Source organism: Enterobacter sp. K16B (assembly GCF_020216105.1).
Taxonomy (GTDB): domain Bacteria; phylum Pseudomonadota; class Gammaproteobacteria; order Enterobacterales; family Enterobacteriaceae; genus Enterobacter; species Enterobacter sichuanensis.
Genome location: NZ_JAIWJZ010000084.1, coordinates 1 through 19199, shown reverse-complemented (window position 1 = coordinate 19199; position 19199 = coordinate 1). Strand labels below are relative to the sequence as shown.

Here is a 19199-nt window from a genome sequence, read left to right as displayed (position 1 = left end):
TGAGTGAGTGCAGCCAACGCACCTGCAACTTGAAGTATGACGGGTATACAACGATCTCGTTATGGCGAGGCTCCTGTACAAATACACGTTATCGCTCTGGTGGGTTCGAGAGAACCGGCACAGGGTAAAACAGGCACTGTCGAATCAAGGCTTTGTCAGTATAACTTCCCTCGCGGGATACGGTGTACAGTGCTGAACCCAGGACGTGGGGATCTCCTCTTCGACATGCCCTGTCTTGCTCGCCCCTGAGAGATTTTTATTATTCAAAGGGAATTCATTATGTCTTACGCTATTCACAACCAGAACCCGACATTCAATGACAGCGCCATCGCGCAGTATATGAATACCGATTTTATCGTCCTCGATATTTCATTATGCGTGGCGCTGGCGCGCGAGCAATTCTTCGAAAAATTAAAAGACGATGATATCCCGTCGCATATTTTCATTGAAGACCATGGCCGCCTGGCGGGGATGATTGCCGTGCGCCAGTTGCTGCAGACTTCCGATACGGTACAGCCGGTGAAATCGCTGATGATTTCGCAATTTTTACAGGTCAAACCGGAAGATGAACGTGCCGACGTTGCCGGACTGCTGGCCCACGGCGACGCGGATGTCGTGCCCGTGGTCACCCACGGGAAGCTCGTCGGCTGCCTGACCGAACGGGAAATCGCCCATCTGCTGGAAGATGACGTTACCGAAGATGCCCAGCTTCAGGGGGCGACGCTGCCGCTGGAGAAGCCCTATCTGGAAACCAGCGCCTTTAATCTGTGGAAAAAACGCTCCGTCTGGCTGCTGCTGCTGTTTGTCGCCGAAGCCTACACCAGTTCGGTCATTCAGCATTTCGAAGAGGCGCTGGAGTCCGCCATCGCGCTGGCGTTCTTTATCCCGCTGCTGATTGGCACAGGTGGCAACAGCGGAACCCAGATCACCTCCACGCTGGTGCGCGCCATGGCGCTGGGAGAGGTGCACCTGCGCGATGTCGGACGCGTGCTGCGTAAAGAGATGAGTACGTCGCTGATGATTGCCGCCACGCTGGGCCTTGCCGGGTGCATCCGGGCCTGGATGATGGGTATTGGGCTGGAAATCACGCTTATCGTCAGCCTGACGCTGGTGTGCATTACGCTGTGGAGCGCCATCGTCTCGTCCGTGATCCCGATGGTGCTCAAGCGCTGCGGCATTGACCCGGCGGTTGTCTCCGCGCCGTTTATCGCGACGCTTATCGACGGTACCGGGCTGATTATTTACTTCAAAATCGCGCAATATACGCTGGGGCTGGAGTGATCTTGCGAGCACCGCTTTCCCGTGATTGCGGTGCTCACTGTGCTACACATCACCCAGTTGATGCGCAATCTCACGCAACTGCTGGGCCAGCGCCTGGAGGTTTTTCCCCTTCTCTCCTTTCGGCCCGGTAGACTGTCGCACCACCAGACGGGCAGGTAAAATCGAGGACATACGCAACGCATTATCTTCGCCGCTGTCCAGAATGCGGCGCACCGCCTCTTTACCCTGCAGATCTAAATCCAGTGAGACCGTGGTCAGCGCCGGGTAGAAGAACGAGCTTTCGTAAGTGTCATCATAGCCAATCACCGACTTCTCGCCCGGAATGGAAATCTGCTGCTGGTGGAAGGCGCTCAGTACGCCCAGCGCCATCTGGTCGTTGCCCACCAGCACGGCGGAAAACTGCGGCGTTTCACGCAGCATCTGCAGCGCACCGGCATACCCGCTCTGCGCATCCCAGTTGCCGCGGATCACCGAGGCGGGCTCCAGGCCGTAGCCTTTCAGGGTTTCGATCCAGCTTTTTAGCCTCAACTGTGCCGACACAGAGGACTCTGGCCCGGCCAGCAGGGCGATGTCGCGATGGCCCAGTTCGTAAAGGTATTTAACGCTGGCGCGGGTGCCGTCCGCCGGGTTAAACGAAACGTTAAACACGGAACTGTACGGGTCGACATCCAGGAACAGACAGACAATATCATCGTTGTCAGTCGCGATTTTCTGCGCCTCTTCGGCCTCCAGCGGCACGTTAATGATCACCTTGCTCACCCGCTGGGACTTCAGCTCGTTGATAGAATCCTGAATACTGTGGTTGACGTTCTCATCAATCATGGAAATCAGGACCTGATAACCTTCCACATTCGCATAGCGTTTTACCGCCGCAGCCACCTGAGAAGGGGCATGCAATGCGAGCGAAATCGTCACCAGTCCGACAGTCTGGGTCTGTTTGCCGACCAGCTGCTGAGCCAGGCGGTTGGGCACATACCGTAATAACTCTATGGATTTCTCCACCTTGCTACGCGTGGCGTCGGATACATTGGCAGATTTATTCAGTACCCTGGACACGGTCTGATAGGAGACGCCCGCATGGCGTGCCACGTCCTCTAACGTTGCGCTTTTCGACTTCATGGTCCGGTTCCTTATGTTGTTATGCGCTGATTGTAACAGGGGCGCTGGAAAAAAACGCTTACCGCCCTCTTTTCACTGGCACAACACCATCAAAAAGTATGACGCTCACAATGACACAACCTGCGACAAATCTCATTACCTGATACAAAATTGTCTATTTTATTTGCACTTAATCACACATTTATGATCATGCAATTGCCAGACAAAAGGTTTAGGCATTTTATGACAGCGGATTTGTGAACGTATTACAAAACAATAAGAGGGTAACAATGAACACGACGATCCGCTCTGTATCCGTTGCGCTGGCTGCCGCGTTAGCGTCTCCATCGCTGTTTGCCGCGTCTTCGGTACCGATTGATTTCCATGGCTATCTTCGCTCCGGCGTGGGCGTCTCACGGGATGGTGGGATGGAGGAGTGGCAGAAGAATAAAATTGGCCGTCTGGGTAACGAAGCCGATACCTACGGCGAGCTGGAACTGGGCTCTGAGGTTTATAAAAAGAACGACGTAAGCTTTTATCTCGATAGCATGGTAAGCATGGTGTCTGACGGCTCTAACGATAACGAAACCACCTTTGGCGACGATGCCCAGTTTGGCCTGCGTCAGTTGAACCTGCAGATCAAGGGGCTGATTCCGGGCGATCCCAACGCGGTGATCTGGGGTGGGAAGCGCTATTACCAGCGCCACGACCTGCACATCATCGACACCAAATACTGGAATATCTCGGGATCCGGCGCAGGTATTGAGAACTATACGCTCGGCCCTGGCGCAGTCTCCGTGGCGTGGATCCGCGGCGATGCCAACGACGTGGACTACCGCGTTGACGGTGATAACGACGTGAACATCAACTATATCGATCTGCGCTATGCGGGCTGGAAACCGTGGGCAGGCGCCTGGACCGAAGTCGGCATCGACTACGCCATGCCAAACCCGACCAACAAGCAGAAAGAGTACGGCGGGCTGTACGAGGCCGACAACGGCGTGATGGTAACCGGCGAGATCAGCCAGGACATGCTGGGAGGATACAACAAGCTGGTGTTGCAGTACGCCAACAAAGGCCTGGCGCAGAACATGGTGTCCCAGGGGGGCGGCTGGTACGACATGTGGAACGATGTGAACGATGCAAGCGGCTACCGCGTGATCAATACCGGCTTAATTCCCATTACCGACAAGCTCTCCTTCAACCACGTGTTGACCTGGGGTTCGGCGGACGACACTACGCAATATACCGATAAATCGCGCCTGATTTCCCTTGTCGGCCGCGCGCAGTACCAGTTTACCGAGTATGTCCGCCTGATTGGCGAAGTGGGTGGTTTCTACCAGAAAGACACCTACACCGACGGGTCTGACTACAAGCAAAGCGGCGAGAAATACACCCTTGCCCTCGGCCTGGCCGATGGCCCTGACTTTATGTCGCGTCCGGAACTGCGTGTGTTTGCGTCTTACTTGAATGATTCCGAAAAAGGGAAATCCTTCGAGGACGGCACCGCGAATAATACCTGGAACTTTGGGGTGCAGGTCGAAGCCTGGTGGTAAACCTTCATTTTTAAAATGCGTTAATCGTTATTGTATCTCCAGCTAATTGCAGCGTATATCTCTGCTCAGGGATAGCCATTATTTTGGCTATCCCTTTTTTATATTTACTGATTAAAGTGTTCATCTAATAACTGACGTAAGGCATCAGACTGCCTGCCAAATATGGCGTGCACCTGCTGACCGATAATAATTACGCCCAGCGCCCCTTCATTCTGTAGCGCCTCAGAGTCAACCTTATTTAAATCTTTAACCGTCACGCGCAGGCGGGTAATGCAGGCTTCGACGTGTTCGATATTATCGTCACCGCCAAACGCGGGAATTAAACGCTGGGTAATTTGACTGTCCATAATATGCCTCATTCTATGCAGATAAAAAAATGCCTGCTCGTGGAGCAGGCTCTTTGCCTTTTGCCCGGCGGCGCTGCGCTTGCACGGGCCTACGGGTTGGGAAGGCCGGGTTAGCACAGCGCCACCCGGCAATAAAACCGCACTACGCTTTACGCCTGAGCACCCGACAGTCCCACGGCAGCAGCACGGTATCGCCCGCGGCGGCGGCGTCTGTCATGCAGTCGGTATACCCTTGTGGCAGCGTGATGTACTGCTGCTGTGCCGTGTAGTTCTGCACAAACACCCAGCTGGTTTCGCCGTCCGTGCGCGCCGTGGCGACCACGCCCGGCGGGAGTTCACTCTCGATGGCGCGCGGCAGCGCCAGCTCGTTGATAATCCCGGCGAAGAAATCGCGCTGGAACGGCAGATCGTTGCGCGAAGCGACGTGCCACGCCTTGCCTTTACCGACGCGGTTGACCGTGACCGCAGGGCGACCGGCGTAGAAATCATCGCGGTAGGCCGCCAGCACCTGTGCGGACTCCGCGTGGATCAGCTCGCATAAATGCCGCACCTGATACGGCCCCTGCAGGCCTGCCGCGTTGCCCGCCAGCCCCTGAACCAGATTGCGCTCCCCCTCACCCAGGCAGTCGATCTCTTCTGCCCAGATGCCCAGCAGCTTGCGCAGCGGCCCGGGGAAACCGCCCAGATGACAGAGATCGGTCTCATCCACCACGCCGGTCCAGTAGGTCGTCACCAGATGTCCGCCATTAGCCACAAAGGCTTCTGCCCGCCCGGCAAATCCTTCGCGTACCATGTAAAGCATGGGGGCCACCACCAGCGCGTACTGGCTCAGATCGCCGTCAGCGTCAATGACATCCACCGCGATGCCTTTTTCCCAGAACGGACGATAGTGCTCGTTGACGGTTTTTTCGTACTCCATTCCCATATTGCGCGGACCTTCGGCATCGTCCAGCGCCCAGCGGTTTTGCTGGTCGAAGACGATCGCCACCCGGGCCTCGGTACGGCAACCGACCACACCCGACAGGCGGGCCAGCATTTCGCCCAGGCGCGTCACTTCGCGCCCGACGCGGGTATCCAGATGGCCCACGTGGTCGATAACCGCGCCGTGGAATTTTTCCACCGACCCGCGGCTTTTACGCCACTGGAAGTACTGCACTGAATCCGCCCCGTGCGCCACCGCCTGCATTGACGAGAGAATATGCATCCCCGGCTTTTTCAACTTGCTGGTTGGCTGCCAGTTGGTGGTGCTCGGCGTTGACTCCATCAGCACGAAGGGCTTACCGCCCTTCAGGCTGCGCATCATGTCATGATACATGGCGGTGTAGCAGGCAAGCGCCGTTTCGTCTTTCTCCCGGTGCCACATCGGGTAGCTGTCCCAGGAGATAAAGTCGATCGCCTTCGCAAGCTGCCAGTAGTCGTAGTCGTAGAAATACTCCATAAAGTTGGTGGTCACCGGCAGTTCAGCATTCGCGGCTTTTAGCGGGGCCACTTCATGGCGGCAGAAATCGGTCACCTGCGCGGTATTGAAGCGACGCCAGTCGAGGTTCAGGCCATGAATCGACACTTCTCCCTGCGGCGCGGGGGACGCAATCTGCGACCAGTCAGTATAGGTATGGCTCCAGAAGGTGCTCCACCACGCGTGGTTCAGCGCGTCGAGAGTTTTGTAACGCGCTTTCAGCCAGTCGCGGAAGCGTGCCTGGCACAGATCACAGTGGCATTCACCGCCGTACTCATTGGAGATATGCCAGCCCAGCACCGCCGGATGGTGGGAATAACGCTCTGCCAGCAAGCCGTTTATTTTGAGCGTTTTCGCGCGGTAGACCGGGGATGACATGCAGTGGTTATGACGGCCTCCATGCAGCGCGGGCACGCGGTTGCGCCCGACGCGCAGTACCTCAGGGTATTTTTGCGACATCCACGCCGGACGCGCGCCGCTTGGCGTCGCCAGGAAAATATGAATACCTGCCGCATAGAGTTTTTCAATAATATTATCCAGCCACGCAAAATCATATTCCCCTTCACGCGGCTCCAGCTTCGCCCAGCTAAATATGCCCACCGACATGATATTACATTTCGCCTGCTGCATCATGGCGATATCTTGCTCAATAATACCGGGGTAATTCTCCCACTGCTCCGGGTTATAGTCGGCGCCATGCAATAACGCCGCGACCTTTGGGCTTAAAGGCGCAAATTTATTCATATTGAAAACGTCCTGAATGGAGATAAAAATTATTTAAATACCGTTATTGATGGCAGCACTTTTCCCTGGCAATCAAATAATGCCTGATTCTCACGGGCATTCCCCTCTTTCCATTCGTCATGGATATATTTCATGCCGGCTTTGGTCGCCCACGTGGTGCCCGGGACGGCAATCCAGGTCGGCTCCCAATAAAAGATGCCTTTGCCGCGCTGGTCCGGAACATCAATAACGGCCTGCATTAAATCGTGAATATAATCGTACTGACCTTGAACGGTGCCCGGATAGCCGCCGTCTTTTTCTTCTTTCGCCTGGAAACTGTTTTCAGCGTTATCGCAGTTGTCGAGCGTATAGCCGTAGGCCGCTTCCACCACAATCACATCTTTGTTATAGCGCTTGCTGATGTCATCCATATTGGCTTTCAGCGCGCTTATCGGGCCGTTCCAGTAGGTGTACATCGACAGGCCGATGATATCGAACGGCACGTTGCGCCTGGTGATCTCATCAAACCACCAGCGGAAGGTGTCATTTTTGGTGCCTTCGGCCAGATGCAGCATGACTTTCACCTGCTCGCCGTCGGTCAGGTTCTCCTTTAGCCCGCCAATGGCGGCAGTGAGCAGCCCGGCCAGGCGGTCAAATTCGCCGCCGCCCTGCCCCCAGCTTTTTCCTTCCGGCCACAGCATGCCGCCGTTGATTTCGTTACCGATCTGCACCATGTCCGGCAGGACGCCCTCTTTCTTAAAACGGGCAATGGTGTCGCGGGTGTAGTCATGGATCGCCGTTTTAAGCTGCGGGTAGTCCATCTTCTCCCAGGCTTTTGGCTTGAACTGTTTGCCCGGATCGGTCCAGAAATCGCTGTAGTGGAAGTCGAGCAGCAGCTTCAGCCCCTGCGCCTTCACGCGCTTCGCCAGCGCAATCGTGTTTTCCAGGTTGTTACTGCCGCCGCCGTAGGTATTGCCATCCGCATCCTGCGGGTCAACCCACAGGCGCAGGCGCACGGTGTTCACGCCGTTGGCTTTGAGGATAGCAATCGCGTCCTGCTGCTGGCCGTTCTGGTTATAGAATTTCGCGCCGTGTTGTTCTGCTTCCAGCAGGGTCGAAATATCCGCCCCCTTAATAAAATCCGCCGGCATGGCGTTAAAGGGACGCGTTTTTACCGCGTCGGCAGCAAACGCACTCGGGGCAAGGCCACATGAGAGGCAAACGGCGAGCAAAGCGGGTTTGAGTCTTTTCATGATCATCCTTTGGTACTCCCGGAGGTCAGGCCGGAGACGAAGTATTTTTGTAACGCCAGGTAGAGGATTGCCACCGGCACCGCAATCAGGACCGCGCCTGCCGCGTAGGTGGTGTAGCTGGCACCCATTTTTTGTGCCACCAGGTTATAAAGCCCAATGGGTAAGGTGTATTTGTCCGGGGTGCGCAAAATGGTGCTGGAGAGGATGAAATCTCCCAGCGGCCCGGTGAAGGAGAACAGCGCCACCACCGCCACAATCGGCTTCGAAAGCGGCATGATGATCTCGATAAAAATCCGGAAGTTGCTGGCCCCGTCCATGCGCGCGGATTCATCCAGATCTTTCGGGATGGCATCGAGGTAGCCTTTCATCAGGTAAGTGTTCATCGGGATCATGCCGCCTACGTAGATCAGCACCAGCGCCAGATGGCTGTTGATAAGACCCAGCAACTGTGACAGCACGAAGATGGCAATCAGCGCCGAGAACTGCGGGATCATCTGCAGCAGCAGGAACAGCATCAGCCCGTTCTGGCGTCCTTTAAAGCGAAAGCGCGAAAACGCGTAGGCGGTAAAGCTGACGCTGATTAAGGTCAGCACCATGGTCAGAAAGCTGATTTTCATCGAGTTCCAGTACCAGGTCATGTAGTTCACCTGGCCATTGAACAGGTCGGCATAATGCTGCACCGAGACGTTCTCGGGAATAATCGACGAGCTCAGCAGGCTGTTCCCCGCGTTAAACGACGCGCCGACCGTCCACACCAGCGGGTAAATGATGATTGTCGAGACCAGCGCGATAACCAGCCAGGAGAGCGAGAGGCGTACCCACTTCTCACGTTTAATACTTTGTGATTGAGCCATTGTTACGTTCCTTACGCCATGTCGTCATTTTTGAACGATTTCGTGGCGCGGAACTGCCACAGCGCCAGCCCGACGACAAAGATCGACAGCAAAATAGTGATGGTCGCCGCAATCGCGTATTGCGAAGAGGACATCGTCAGTTTGTAGATCCACGACACCAGGATATCCGTCCCACCCGCATTCGACCCCACCACCGCCGGTCCGCCGTTATTGAACAGATAGATGATGTTGAAGTTATTGAAGTTGAAGGTGTACTGGGTGATCAGAATCGGCGCAATCGAGTACAGCACCAGCGGCAGCGTGATGGTGCGCAGCTTCGTCGCGCTGCTGGCACCGTCCATGGTCGCCGCTTCGTAGAGATCGTCCGGAATGGCCTGCAGCACGCCGGTGGTCATGGCGAAAACAAACGGGAAGCCGAGCCAGGTCTGCATCATAATCAGCGCCGTTTTGGTCCAGAACGGATCGGTCATCCACGCTTTTGGCGCAATGCCGAAGAAGGCCAGTATGGCGTTGTTGATCACCCCAAAGGAGTCGTTGAACATCCCGGCAAACACCAGAATGGTGACAAAACCCGGTACCGCCCACGGCAGAATGAAAATGGTGCGGATCAGCGGTTTAAAGCGCAGATCCTTCTGGTTGACCAGGATGGCCAGCAGCACGCCTACCGAACATTGCAGCGTAGTGGCGAGCAGGGTCCAGACCACCGTCCACTGCAGCACGTCGAAGAAGGTCGAACGCCAGATCGAGAGCGTGAAGATATTGATAAAATTCTTAAACCCGACCCAGTCTACAAGCTTAGCCGGCGGCGTGTGGTACAGGTTGTAGTTGGTAAACGCAATGGCAAAGCCGAACAGTATCGGGAAGACCACCACAAACACCAGCAGGATAAAGCCAGGGGTGATCATCAGATACGGGAAGCCGTCACTCAGCAGCATCTGATACTGCTTGCGCACGCTGTTCAGCCGTAAGCCTTCATCACGTTTACGGCCATTGACCCACGCATCCCGCATCGACAGGGCATACACCACGACGCCAAACGCGCCAATCAATACGCTGATGATCCCTTCAGCCAGCAGGAAGATGGAGTTGTCCCGCGGCACCTCCTCGCCCAGCGTCACCAGCCCCCACAGCCCCTCGCGCAGAAAATCGGCAAATACGCCGATAAAACTGGCCAGCAGCACCAGGAAGATGCCCCCTTTCAGCCACTGGCGATGGTAGAACTGACCGAAGCCAGGGATAACCGCCAGCAGCAGGCCAGTCCAGGCATGACGCCCGGCCCCGTGCGGTCTGGCAAAATTTTCCGGGATGATACTCACAGACAACTCCTTTCAAAAAAACGGGAGAGCAGCCTCCCGTTCGGCGACGTCAGAACATTACTGATTGCTGGCCTGCATGGCTTCGATTTGCATCTGGATCTGTTTCTCTGCGCTATCCAGCGCGGCTTTAGGATCCTGTTTGCCGGTCAGGCTCAGCTCCAGCGCGGCGTTGGCTGGCCCCCACACTTCGCCCATCTCCGGAATTCCCGGCATGGCGGAGGCTCGCGCGGCCTGTACCGCGACGGCACTCGCTTTTTCATCGTTCTTGATAATCGGATCGTCGATCATCGCCGTCAGCGGCGGGATCTCGCGCGTGGCAACGTAGCGGGTTTTGACGTACTGCGGCTGGTTAATAAATTCGATAAATTTCTGCGCCAGCACTTTGTCTTTGCTCCACGTGGAGACCACGTAGCCTTTCACCCCAAGGAAAGAGCTCATAGGCTTGCCGTCCGGCAGCACTGGCAGCGGCGCAACGCCATAGTTAATCCCTGCCGCTTCATACGGCTGGAATGCCCACGGCCCATTGATCACGGCTGCCGCTTTCTTCTCGGTAAACAAAGAGTCGATGGCGTTCAGACCGTTGTCGCCGACTATCCCGGCAGGGAAGATCCCGTCGGCGTAGAATTTTTTCAGGTACGTTACGGCCTCTACCGCACCCGGTTTGTTCAGGCCAACGTCGCTGGCGTTATAGCCGCCTTTGTCGTTTTGACCGAAGATGTAGCCGCCCATCGGGGAGATTGCCCCCCAGCTGTAGTAAATCTGGTCGAACTTGGCGAGCAGGCCGTACTGGTTTTTCGCGCGCTGCTGTTTCGAAAAGTCATACCAGTCCTGCAGTGAGTTCAGGGGCTTGTCGATGAGGTCTTTGTTGTAGATCAGGACCAGCGTCTCGACCGCTTTCGGCACGCCGTAGAGGGCATTATCCATTCTGAAGGCATTGATTGAGGCCGGGGTGTACTGTTCCGTCTGCTTAGCCTCCAGATTCAGAGGGGCCAGCAGCCCTTGCACCACGGCACCGCCCAGCTGATCGTTAGGAATAACCAGCACGTCCGGGCCAATGCCTGCCGGGCCGTCCAGGCGTAATTTTTCCAGCTGCTGGGCGTAAGGCGTTTCCTGCACGTTAACCTTAACGTCGTACTGTTTTTCAAAGTCGGCGACCGCATCCTTTATGCCGGACGACTTCTTGATGTCTTCCCAGACGTTAAGCTGCGTGGTGGCGTGGACCTGCATCGCGAGCGTAGAGAGGATAAGCGCAGCGAGAATGTTCTTTTTCATGTTCAACCCCATGTGAAGGTATAACAATTTTATGGTTGTTATCGCATCAAACGCCTTACTCACCTCATCAAATAACGCATTGAATCTGATGCTGCACGTATGACATCAAATGCCTTTGGTTTGGTATACGCTACCCTTCACATCATGATAACTCTACAAAAAACTGCGAGTTGTGTGATCGTCATAACATTAATGGAATATCTGTATAGGGCCCATGAATACTGGAAGTTATAGTCAACACAGACAAATTGCACCGTCCAGCCATGTTAAACACAATTGTTATACGTAAAACATAACTGGCGATATACTCGGGGAACACTGATGTCGAACATACAATTGAGGAATGTCACCAAGCGCTTTGGCGACACCGTTACCTTACACAACGTGAATCTGGAGATTGAAGACGGGGAATTTGCCGTTTTTGTTGGCCCTTCCGGCTGCGGTAAATCGACCCTGCTGCGCATGATTGCGGGTCTGGAGGAGATTAGCGAAGGTGAAGTCTTAATCGGTAATGAGGTGATGAATGACGTCGCCCCTTCTCACCGGGGCGTGGCGATGGTCTTTCAGTCTTACGCACTCTATCCGCATATGACCGTCGCTGAAAACATGGGCTACGGTCTGAAGGTGAATAAAGTCCCGAAAGATCAGATCCGCCATCAGGTAGAGATGGTGGCAAAAACGCTGCAGCTCTCACACCTGCTGGACCGTAAACCTAAACAACTGTCCGGCGGGCAGCGCCAGCGCGTGGCGATTGGTCGCGCCATCGTGCGTAACCCGCGCGTCTTTATGTTCGATGAACCCCTCTCAAACCTGGATGCTGAACTGCGCGTCGAAATGCGCCTGCACCTCGCCCGACTGCACCAGGAGCTGAAAACCACTATGGTGTATGTGACACATGACCAGATAGAAGCGATGACGCTGGCGGACAAAATCGTGGTCATGAACTATGGCAAGGTTGAGCAGATGGGTGCGCCGATGGATCTCTATTACAAACCAGCGAATAAATTTGTCGCCGGGTTTATCGGTTCTCCGAAGATGAACTTTCTGCCTGCCACCGTCGAAGCCTGGCAGCCGGGCAAGCTCACCGTCAGATTGTCACAGCAGAAGTCGCTCACGCTCGCGATAACCACCACACCGCTGCAGCCGGGCAGCCATGTCACGCTGGGCATTCGTCCGGAACATTTAACCACCGACGTTAAGCGCGGCACGCCGCTGGAATTTAACTGTGAAGTGGTGGAACGGCTGGGGAATAACACTTACCTGTTTGGACAATGCTACGGCCATGACAACGTGAAGATCTTGCTGCCGGGCGACGTGAAGTTCGCGCCCTGGCAGAAGATAGACGTGGCGTTTGACGACCGTCACTGCATGGTGTTTGACGAGCAGGATGTGCGGGTAAGCGCAGATATCGACGATGCGGTGCGTTCGGTGGCTTAACGCGCGCCACCGTCTGCCAGCGCTCTCACCGCCCGCCCAAACGCCTCAATCGCCAGCGCGACATCCTCAGCCATCACCGATTCCGCCGGATGATGGCTGACGCCGCCCCTGCAGCGCACAAACAGCATCCCCACCGGCCAGCGCTCTGCCAGGGCGATGGTGTCGTGCCCGGCGCCGCTGGGCAGGGACACGGTACGCCCCTGCACCGATTCAACGGCGTCCCCCAGCAGATGCTGCAGACGCGCATCGCACGGCGTGGCGGCGATCCGGTAAAACTCCTCGGCGCCAAAACGTAACCCGCGACGGGCAGCGATGGCCTGCGCCTGCGCCAGCAGTTCAGCGAGTAGCGCGTCCAGCGGGGCATCCTGCGGGCCGCGAATATCCAGCGAGAGCGCAACCTCGCCGGGAATGACGTTAACCGCACCGGGCAGACAGCGTAACTCCCCCACTGTCGCCACAAGATTGCCGCCGGCTTGCCGGGTGGTGTTTTCAATCAGCACCATCCATTCGGCGGCGGCGGCCAGGGCATCTTTACGGTGAGCCATCGGCACGGTACCGGCGTGCCCGGCCTCGCCGGTGAAGCGGCAGTTAAGGCGGCGCGCGCCGTTGATGGCTTCCACCACGCCCAGCGCCAGCCCCTCCTGCTCCAGGCACGGCCCCTGTTCGATGTGCAGCTCCAGACAGGCGCTGAAATCGTGCGGATGGCGTGCCGCCAGCGCCACGCGGGTGGGGTCGAGCCCAGCCTGCACCATCGCCTGCGCCACGCTGATGCCCTGGGCATCGCAGGTCTCCAGCCAGCCCTGCGGCCAGGTTCCCGTCAGACCGCGGCTGCCCAGCAGGGTGATACCAAAACGGGTCCCCTCTTCGTCACCAAAGCCGACAATCTCAATCGCCTGGGCCAGGTGCACGCCCTGCTGATGCAGGCTGTCCACCACCTCGATGGCCGTGAGTACCCCGAGCATGCCGTCGTAGCGCCCGGCGTTGCGCACGGTATCCAGATGCGATCCAAGCAGCACCGCCTGCGCCCCCTCCTGCTGGCCTTCATAGCGCCCACAGATATTGCCCACGGTGTCCTGCCAGACGGTCATGCCCGCCTGGCGCATCCACTCTCCAACAAGCTGGTTGGCCTGCAGATGCTGCGTGGAGAGATACACCCGCGTCAGCCCGTCCGGGGTTTCGCTGATGGCGGCCAGCGCGTCGGCACGTGCCATCACCCGTTCTGCCGGGCTCACAGCGGCGTCTCGCGGCGATAGTGATCCCACGCGGCCTGCATCGCCGCCCCCTGCGTCGTCGCGAACTTCAGGTAGTTCAGCACCGACTCCAGTGCGCAGAGGGTGGTCATCACGCAGTCTTTGCGTGCGTTATAGCCCATGGTGCCAATGCGCCACACCTTGCCGTGCAGCGGACCAAACGAGGTGCCGATTTCGATGCCGAAATCTTCCAGCATCAGCTTACGCACCTGGTCGCCGTTGATCCCCTGCGGGATCATCACCCCCAGCACGTTGTTCATCTTGTGCTTCAGGTCGCCGAAGGTCTCCAGCCCCATCGCCTGAATGCCCTTCAGCAAAGCGTCACCATGCAGCTTATGACGCGCGATACCGTTATCCAGCCCTTCCTGCAGGATCAGCCGCGCGCATTCGCGGGCGCCAAACAGCGCGGTGGTCGCTTCGGTGTGGTGGTTCAGACGCTCCGGCCCCCAGTAGTCCATCACCATGCCGAGATCGAAGTAGTTGGAGTAGATCATCTCTTCGTCGCCGTCGCGGTGGGCGTCGGTACGGATGCCCTCCTCAACGCATTTGCGACGGCGGATCGCCTCCTCCATCCGCGCGCTCAGGGTGATCGGCGACGTGCCGGACGGGCCGCCGAGACACTTCTGCATGCCGGCTGACACCGCGTCCAGCCCCCAGGCGTCGGTCTCCAGCGCGTTGCCGCCGAGCGACGCGGTGGCATCGGTATAAAACAGCACATCGTAACGGCGGCAGATCTCGCCAAGCGCCGCGAGCGGCTGCAGCATGGTGGTGGAGGTATCGCCCTGGACGGTCAGCAGCAGGCGCGGACGAATACGTTTAATCGCATCTTCTATCTGGTCCGGGGTAAACACCTCGCCCCACGGCACCTCGATGGTATGCACCTCTGCCCGACAGCGGCGGGCGATTTCGCACAACAGGTGACCAAAGCGGCCAAACACCGGCACCAGCACTTTATCACCGGGGCGAATGGCGGAGACCAGAATCGCTTCAATCCCCGCGCGGGAGGTGCCGTCCACCAGCATCGTCCAGCGGTTCTCTGTACGGAACACCCCGCGATAAAGCGCCATCACCTCGTTCATGTAGTGGGTCATGGCCGGGTCGTACTGGCCAATCAGCTGGCTCGACATGGCGCGCAGCACGCGCGGGTCGGCGTTGATCGGGCCCGGGCCCATCAGCAGGCGCTGCGGCGGATTGATTTGCGGAAAGTGTGCGATATCCATTGTTCAGTCCTTATCAGTTGAGGCCGCGCACGGAGGAGATGAACTGCTTCAGTTCGGTGGTCTGCGGGTTGGCAAACAGCGTTTTGCTGTCGCCCTGCTCCCAGACTTTCCCCTGGTGCATAAACACCACGCGGTCGCCCACTTCGCGGGCGAAATTCATTTCATGGGTAACCAGGATGAGCGTCATCCCTTCGGCCGCCAGTTGCTCGAGCACTTTGAGCACTTCGCCCACCAGTTCCGGGTCGAGCGCGGAGGTGATCTCGTCACAGAGCAATACTTTCGGCGACATCGCCAGCGCCCGGGCAATCGCCACGCGCTGCTGCTGGCCGCCGGAGAGGCTCGACGGGTAGTAATCCAGACGGTCCCCAAGGCCGACTTTCTCCAGCATCTGCTGCGCCAGCGCCCGGCATTCGGCGGCGCTTTTTTTCAGCACCCGGCGCGGGGCGAGCATCACGTTCTCCAGCGCCGTCATGTGCGGGAACAGGTTGAAGCTCTGGAAGACCATCCCGACCGAGCGGCTGATTTCACGCGCCTGGGAATCCCGGTCGGTAATGGTCATGCCGCCCAGCTTGATGCTGCCATCCTGATAGCCTTCCAGGCCGTTAATGCAGCGCAGCAGCGTGCTTTTGCCCGATCCGCTGCGCCCGATGATGGAGATTACCTGGCCCATGTCGATATCCAGATCGACGCCCTTGAGCACGTGGTTATCGCCGTAGTACTTCTGCACCTGATTAATGGTGATGAGAGGCATTGAATTTCGTCTCCAGATAGCGGCTGTAGCGCGACAGCGGATAACACAGAATAAAGTAGCCGAGCGCCACCAGCGCAAAGACCTTAAACGGCTGATAGGTCACGTTGGTCAGCATGGTCCCGGCCTTGGTGAGCTCAACAAAGCCGATAATTGACGCCAGCGCGGTACCCTTGATCACCTGCACGGCAAAACCGACCGTCGGGGCAATCCCAATCCGCAGCGCCTGCGGAGCAACCACCCGATAAAGCGTCTGGCCGAAGGTCAGCCCCAGGCATCGCGACGCCTCCCACTGCCCCTTCGGCAGCGCGCGAATGCATCCGTTCCAGATATCGAGTAAAAACGCGCTGGTGTAGAACGTGAGCGCCAGCGAGGCGGCGGTCCACGGCGAAACGTCAATACCAAACAGCGCCACGCCGAAGAAGGCCAGGAACAGCTGCATCAGCAGCGGCGTGCCCTGAAACAGCTCAATATAGCCGCGGATAATGCGCTTCACCGTGCGTCCGCCCGTCAGGCGCAGCAGCAGGAGCGGCAGCGTTACCACCGCGCCGCCGACGAACGCCACCAGCGACAGCAGCACCGTCCAGCGCCCGGCCAGCAGCAGGTTGCGAATAATGTCCCAGTCGGTAAAGGTGGTCATCATGCCTGTACCCCCAGCCATTTGCGTCCTGCGGCCATCATCAGCTGGCGCAGGGTAATCGACAGCGCTAAGTAAATCCCGGTTGTCACCAGATAAACCTCAAAGCTCAAAAACGTTCTGGACTGGATCAGGTTGGCGGCAAAGGTCAGCTCTTCATACGAGACCTGCGACACCACCGACGAGCCGAGCATCACAATAATGCACTGGCTCACCAGTGCCGGGTAAATGCGCTGCAGCGCGGGCGGCAGCACCACGCGGATAAAGGTCTGCAGGCGGGTCAACCCCAGCACGCGTCCGGCCTCCCATTGCCCTTTCGGCGTCACCTGGATCCCGGCGCGGATAATCTCGGTGCTGTACGCGCCGAGGTTCACCACCATCGCCAGCAGCGCCGCTTCCCCCGCGGTCATCTTCAGCCCCAGATTCGGCAGGCCGAAGACAATGAAAAACAGCTGCACCACGAACGGCGTGTTGCGGATGATCTCGACGTACCCACCCCAGATCCGGCTGTACCACGTTGGGCGTCCGCTGCGGATCGCCGCCCCGAAAATACCTGTCGCCAGCCCGCCCACGGTCGCCAGCACCGTTAGCTGAATGGTGACCCACAGCCCCGCCAGCAGCTCCGGCCAGTGCGGCCAGAGCGCGGAGAAATCAAGTTGCTCCGTCATCGGCTCAGGCGCCAAGGTTTGCCGGCAGCGGAGCCTTCAGCCACTGCTCAGACAAGCCGTTCAGCGTGCCGTCCTTAATACCCTGCTCAATCAGCGCGTCCACTTTTGCCTTCAGGGCCGGTTCGTTCTTCTTGAGACCAATAAAGCACGGCGAGTCTTTCAGCATAAAGCTCGGCACCGGGGCTTTAGCCGCGTTCTGACGCGAAATGGCCGCCACCACGAGGTTGCCGGTCGCCACGTACTGCACCTGCCCGGAGAGATACGCCGACAGCGTGGTGTTATTGTCTTCGTAGCGTTTTACGTTGGCCTCTTTCGGCGCCACGCTGGTCAGCACCATGTCCTCCACTGCTCCACGCGTCACGCCGATGGTTTTTCCGCTCAGGGCGGCAGCATCTTTCAGTTCGGCGCCTTTCGGGCCAAACACGCCGAGGAAGAACGGCGCGTAGGCGCGGCTAAAGTCGATCACCTTCTCGCGCTCCGGGTTTTTCCCGAGGCTGGAAATGACCAGGTCCACCTTGTCGGTTTGCAGGTACGGCACGCGGTTAGCGCTGGTCACCGGGACCAGCTGCAGCTTGAGCTTCATCTGTCTGGCGAGGTAGCGCGCCATGTCGATGTCATAGCCCTGCGGCTGGAGATCGGTCCCCACCGATCCAAACGGCGGGAAGTCCTGCGGTACGGCGATACGAATAATGCCGCGCTTCTCGATATCCTGAAGCTGGTCAGCCTTTACCGGCAGGTTGGTGAACAGACAGACGGCCCCGGCCAGTGCAATTAACAGTTTTTTCATGGTGCTTCCCCGTAACGTTAACATGAAACAAAAGATTCTTTGAATGTGTTTTTGCAACTAATGTGCCAAGTAACGCAGCGCGGAGAATTTTCTGTTAATGCCTGATAAAACGCGGACGGGGCGAAAATGCGCCTCATTTTCGCCCCGCCGTTCTGCACCATTTCAATGCAAAGCACCAGCCTGATGCCCCATTATCGTTGTTCCAGTTCGTCCAGCTGCTGGTAGAGAGAGGCAATCTCGTGAATGCGCGGACGGCCCTTATCGAGGATCTCATGCAGCAAGGCATTTGAAAGAAGGTTGATCAGGCTGTTGACGGACGAATAGCTGTCATAGGCCGAGACGCTGTCCAGCGGGGCGCAGAGCTGCCAGCTCGCCAGCGGAAACAGGCTGTGGGCCTGCGGCTCGCACATCAGCAGCACCGGAATGCCGCTGCTCTGAAGCTGCTGCATCAGCGGGCGGATAATGCGCGGGCGGCGGCGAAAGGCCATCATGACCACCAGATCGTCGGGCGTTAAATCCACCAGCTCCTCGCTCAGGCTCTGCCCCGGCTGCGGCAGCACCAGCACCTGCCCGCGCGCCTGCAACAGCTGCTGGCGCAGGTGCAGCGCCGCCGGATAGGCGTTACGCATGCCGATGATGACAATGCGACGCGCCTTCACCATACAGGCCATCGCCTCGGCAAACTGCTGCGCGTCGAGGGCATTGACCCACTGGGTCAGGTTCGCCATCTCCTGCTTGTAGTGGCGCGCCAGCAGCGTGTTGCCCTGCACCGCGTCGCGGTTGTCGGTAAGCGGCATCCCGCTCTGGCGCAGGGTGCGCAACTCATCGCGCATGTCCTTATATTTCTCATAGCCCAGGCGCTTAAACAGACGGCTGACGGTCGCTTTTGACACCCCGCTCAGCTGCGCCAGCTCGGCGCTGTTGTAGCCGATCAGGTCGTCAAAATGATCGAAAATAAAATCCGCCACCCGCTGCTCCTGCGGCGACAGCGACGGGTATTGTGCTTTCAGACGTTCATCTAACTGTTCCATAGCGCCTCTGTAACTTTTGTTTCATCACATTTTGCTTTTCATTATACGTATCATGATACGTGCCAGTTTACTGAAACTTTTCTTTCAGAACTGGAACAACTTTTGCAGCGCCTTGTGACCTTCAGGGTTATGAGGACTTTTCATGCACAGTAATGTTTCCACACGCGGAATGGCCGTTGCGCCCCACCATCTTGCCAGCCAGAGCGCGCTGGCGGTGCTGCGCGAAGGCGGCAGCGCCATCGAAGCGATGGTGGCGGCGGCGGCG

Annotated in this window: 18 protein-coding genes and 1 riboswitch; of the genes, 4 read left to right on the top strand and 14 right to left on the bottom strand. The window is 57.7% G+C overall.

The features are described 5' to 3' along the window. Positions 1 to 48 precede the first annotated feature (48 nt). Positions 49 to 218: riboswitch (M-box (ykoK) riboswitch) on the top strand. A gap of 61 nt (positions 219 to 279) precedes the next feature. Continuing rightward, on the top strand, positions 280 to 1281 hold the full coding sequence (locus tag LDK53_RS15800; RefSeq protein ID WP_045284640.1) for a magnesium transporter: 1002 nt from the start codon (positions 280 to 282) through the stop codon (positions 1279 to 1281). Between the two features lie 42 nt (positions 1282 to 1323). Here the strand turns inward: LDK53_RS15800 and LDK53_RS15795 are convergent, their stop codons facing one another. After that, positions 1324 to 2400: a LacI family DNA-binding transcriptional regulator gene (locus tag LDK53_RS15795; RefSeq protein WP_025755896.1), complete on the bottom strand. Its 1077-nt coding sequence runs from the start codon at positions 2398 to 2400 to the stop codon at positions 1324 to 1326. 269 nt (positions 2401 to 2669) lie between these two features. On the opposite strand from LDK53_RS15795, the gene LDK53_RS15790 reads away from it, so the two are divergent. Continuing rightward, positions 2670 to 3935, top strand: a complete 1266-nt coding sequence (locus LDK53_RS15790; protein ID WP_025755897.1) for a maltoporin — start codon at positions 2670 to 2672, stop codon at positions 3933 to 3935. Positions 3936 to 4039: 104 nt separating this feature from the next. On the opposite strand, the gene LDK53_RS15785 is transcribed toward LDK53_RS15790, so the two are convergent. The 6 genes from LDK53_RS15785 to LDK53_RS15760 all read right to left on the bottom strand — a co-directional run bounded on the left by LDK53_RS15785 (position 4040) and on the right by LDK53_RS15760 (position 11156). After that, on the bottom strand, positions 4040 to 4282 hold the full coding sequence (locus LDK53_RS15785; protein WP_013097212.1) for a PTS transporter subunit EIIB: 243 nt from the start codon (positions 4280 to 4282) through the stop codon (positions 4040 to 4042). 142 nt (positions 4283 to 4424) lie between these two features. After that, positions 4425 to 6482: a beta-galactosidase gene (locus LDK53_RS15780; protein ID WP_225287552.1), complete on the bottom strand. Its 2058-nt coding sequence runs from the start codon at positions 6480 to 6482 to the stop codon at positions 4425 to 4427. 29 nt (positions 6483 to 6511) lie between these two features. Continuing rightward, positions 6512 to 7714, bottom strand: coding sequence for an arabinogalactan endo-beta-1,4-galactanase (locus LDK53_RS15775; RefSeq protein ID WP_225287551.1), 1203 nt, complete (start codon positions 7712 to 7714; stop codon positions 6512 to 6514). A gap of 2 nt (positions 7715 to 7716) precedes the next feature. Continuing rightward, a complete protein-coding gene (locus tag LDK53_RS15770) occupies positions 7717 to 8568 on the bottom strand; it encodes a sugar ABC transporter permease (RefSeq protein ID WP_025755901.1) in 852 nt (283 codons plus the stop codon). Between the two features lie 11 nt (positions 8569 to 8579). Then, entirely contained in the window at positions 8580 to 9884 is a 1305-nt protein-coding gene (locus tag LDK53_RS15765; RefSeq protein WP_095451685.1) for a carbohydrate ABC transporter permease, read from the bottom strand. Positions 9885 to 9941: 57 nt separating this feature from the next. Further along, entirely contained in the window at positions 9942 to 11156 is a 1215-nt protein-coding gene (locus LDK53_RS15760) for an extracellular solute-binding protein (RefSeq protein ID WP_225287550.1), read from the bottom strand. A gap of 321 nt (positions 11157 to 11477) precedes the next feature. On the opposite strand from LDK53_RS15760, the gene LDK53_RS15755 reads away from it, so the two are divergent. Continuing rightward, on the top strand, positions 11478 to 12593 hold the full coding sequence (locus LDK53_RS15755) for an ABC transporter ATP-binding protein (RefSeq protein ID WP_128339181.1): 1116 nt from the start codon (positions 11478 to 11480) through the stop codon (positions 12591 to 12593). On the opposite strand, the gene hpxK is transcribed toward LDK53_RS15755, so the two are convergent. From hpxK to hpxU, 7 genes are all read right to left on the bottom strand, one after another. Then, positions 12590 to 13804: an allantoate amidohydrolase gene (gene hpxK, locus LDK53_RS15750; RefSeq protein ID WP_263643484.1), complete on the bottom strand. Its 1215-nt coding sequence runs from the start codon at positions 13802 to 13804 to the stop codon at positions 12590 to 12592. The genes LDK53_RS15755 and hpxK overlap by 4 nt on opposite strands. Before the next feature lie 17 nt (positions 13805 to 13821). After that, positions 13822 to 15063 (bottom strand): pyridoxal-phosphate-dependent aminotransferase family protein, encoded by a 1242-nt coding sequence (locus LDK53_RS15745; RefSeq protein ID WP_225287548.1) that lies wholly within the window; start codon positions 15061 to 15063, stop codon positions 13822 to 13824. A 13-nt stretch (positions 15064 to 15076) separates the two neighbouring features. After that, on the bottom strand, positions 15077 to 15814 hold the full coding sequence (locus tag LDK53_RS15740) for an amino acid ABC transporter ATP-binding protein (RefSeq protein ID WP_023327069.1): 738 nt from the start codon (positions 15812 to 15814) through the stop codon (positions 15077 to 15079). Beyond that, complete coding sequence (locus tag LDK53_RS15735; protein ID WP_072051467.1) at positions 15795 to 16451, bottom strand: amino acid ABC transporter permease; 657 nt, start codon at positions 16449 to 16451, stop codon at positions 15795 to 15797. The genes LDK53_RS15740 and LDK53_RS15735 overlap by 20 nt, the downstream gene beginning before the upstream one ends. Next, the gene (locus LDK53_RS15730; protein ID WP_025755908.1) at positions 16451 to 17116 is read right to left on the bottom strand and encodes an amino acid ABC transporter permease; all 666 of its coding nucleotides are present in this window, start codon (positions 17114 to 17116) and stop codon (positions 16451 to 16453) included. The genes LDK53_RS15735 and LDK53_RS15730 overlap by 1 nt, the downstream gene beginning before the upstream one ends. 4 nt (positions 17117 to 17120) lie before the next feature. Continuing rightward, positions 17121 to 17903: a transporter substrate-binding domain-containing protein gene (locus LDK53_RS15725; protein ID WP_225287547.1), complete on the bottom strand. Its 783-nt coding sequence runs from the start codon at positions 17901 to 17903 to the stop codon at positions 17121 to 17123. Positions 17904 to 18094: 191 nt separating this feature from the next. Continuing rightward, complete coding sequence (gene hpxU / locus LDK53_RS15720; RefSeq protein ID WP_025755910.1) at positions 18095 to 18934, bottom strand: MurR/RpiR family transcriptional regulator HpxU; 840 nt, start codon at positions 18932 to 18934, stop codon at positions 18095 to 18097. Positions 18935 to 19076: 142 nt separating this feature from the next. Between hpxU and LDK53_RS15715 the strand changes: the two genes are divergently transcribed. Then, positions 19077 to 19199: hypothetical protein (locus LDK53_RS15715; protein WP_225287553.1), on the top strand; the 123-nt coding region annotated here is incomplete at its 3' end.